2 protein-coding genes are annotated in these 1,949 nt (G+C 74.3%); both read right to left on the reverse strand.

What is annotated here, in order from left to right; genetic code table 11:
- Nucleotides 1-446: 446 nt before the first annotated feature.
- Nucleotides 447-1,004 (reverse strand): GNAT family N-acetyltransferase, encoded by a 558-nt coding sequence (locus ACWGKU_RS40905; protein WP_401054778.1) that lies wholly within the window; start codon nt 1,002-1,004, stop codon nt 447-449.
- 64 nt (nt 1,005-1,068) lie between these two features.
- A complete protein-coding gene (locus ACWGKU_RS40910) occupies nt 1,069-1,740 on the reverse strand; it encodes a phosphoribosyltransferase (protein ID WP_452179235.1) in 672 nt (223 codons plus the stop codon).
- Nucleotides 1,741-1,949 lie beyond the last annotated feature (209 nt).

The raw sequence follows: 1,949 nt of genomic DNA on the forward strand, positions 1-1,949 counted from the left end.
TTTTTTTTTAAACCTGCGTGGGCCTGTTGGTAACTTTCTCCCGGGGGGGGGGGCGGCGCCCGCCCGCCCGGGGGTGGGTCCCGGGGGTACGGCCGTTCGGCGGTTGCCGTGCGGTTCCTGCCCGGCGGGCCCGGTGAGGGCCCGGTGAGGTGCCGGCCATGGCGTGCCTCGGTCGAGGTGATGAACCGTCAACTGAATGTCCTGGGGAAGCGATCGGAAGAAAGTGTTATCGGCGTGGACAGGGAGGGTCTCCTGGGCACGGGAGTGAACGCGCGATGCCGTGGGTGAGGTCCACGGCGGAACCGCGGAGTTCGAGATGGGGCACTGCGCGCGGAGCCGGAAGGCTCCGACCGCGTCCGCTCCCGACGCGTCGGCCGGATCGTTGCGACCCGGCCGACGCACCCGGCGGTCCGCATGCTCTCCCCCCTGGCTGCGGACCGCCGGGCTCACCGGGCCGGGGCCTGCTCCCGGGGCAGCCGCCAGACCAGTTCCTCCCCGGTCTCGGCCGGGGCGAGCGCCTCCGCCGGGCGGCGCAGGTACTCGGTGAAGCCGAGGCGGGCCGGGACGGCGCCGCTGGCCCGGTTGGCCGGGTCGTGGACGATCTCGACGTACTCCACCCCGGGGAGACGGAAGGCCTCACCGGCCAGGGCCCGCACGCTCCGGGTGGCCAGCCCGCGCCCGGTGGCGGCGGGGTGCAGCCAGTAGCCGATCTCTCGGACCCCGGCCGGGGTGTCCTCGCGCCGGAACAGCCCGCAGGCGCCGACGATCGCGCCGTCGAGAACGATCGCGTACGTGAAGTCCTGCCCGCTCGCCCAGAGTTCCGCCCGGCCGGTGAGGAACTCGGCGGTCTTGGCCCGGCTGTGCTCGGCCACCCAGGGCATCCAGGGCCGCAAGTGCTCCAACGACTCCTCGATGACCGCGAAGAACTCGGACAGGTCCGACTCGCCGTCGAAGCGGCGAAGGACGGCCCCGTCCATGGCGATGACGTGCTGGGGATGGTTCATGGCAGGAGGATGGTCCGTACACCCTCTGCCCGGCAAAGGATTTTGTCGCGGAGCCGGACGCGGCTCAGCCCCGGCCGGCACCGGCGCGGCCGACCGGGGTGCGCCGCTGCAGCAGGACGGCCGCCTCGCGGTCGGTGACCTCGTGGAACTCGCCGTACCAGGGCCCGGCGGCGTGCGCGTAGCGGGGCAGATGGAGGCAGACCACCGCGTCCACGTCCCGGCGCAGGTCGGCCGCGATCCGGGCGTCGCAGACCGGCGCCGCGAGGATCAGCCGCGCCGGGTGGTCGGCGGTGAGGGCGTGGACGGCCGCCCGGGCGGTGAGGGCGTTGGTCAGGCCGTCGGAAACCAGGACGACGGTGCGCCCGTCCAACGGCAGCCGGTCCCGGCCCGGGCGGTAGAGCGCCTCGCGGCGGTGGACCTCCACCCGCTCCCGCTTGACGCTCGCGCCCAGCTCGGCCGCGGTGACGCCGAGGTTCCTCAGGGTGTGCCGGTCGACCAGCGGCGCGTCGCCGTCGGCGATCGCGCCGATCGGGCGGTCGTGGCCGCGGACGGCCAGTGACCGGACCACCGTGGCGTCGAGCGGGGCGTCCAGGGCCTCGGCGACCTCCGCCGCCACCGGCAGCCCGCCGGGGGCGAGCCCGAGAACCACCACCCCGGTACCGGCCCGCCCGCTCAGCAGCGGGGCGAGCCTGCGGGCCAGCTGGTGTCCGGCGGTGCTGCGGTCGAGGAATCTCACGGGTCCGTCCTTGTTCTCCTGCGTTCGTGCCCCTGCCGGGCCCCGGGGCGGCAGGAACCGGCGAGCGTCCCGCGGCCCGGCCACCAAGGCGACTTCCCCGCCACGGCGGGCTCTAACGTCCTCGCGCGAAACGTCCTCGCGCGAAACGTCCTCGCGCGAAACGTCCTCGCGCGAAACGTCCTCGCGCGAAACGTCCTCGCGCGAAACGT

This window comes from Kitasatospora sp. NPDC054768 (assembly GCF_053612025.1).

What these genes read in the sequence shown, in the direction of transcription:
- ACWGKU_RS40905 (WP_401054778.1), bottom strand. Translation starts at nt 1,004, where the DNA reads ATGAACCATCCCCAGCACGTCATCGCCATGGACGGGGCCGTCCTTCGC.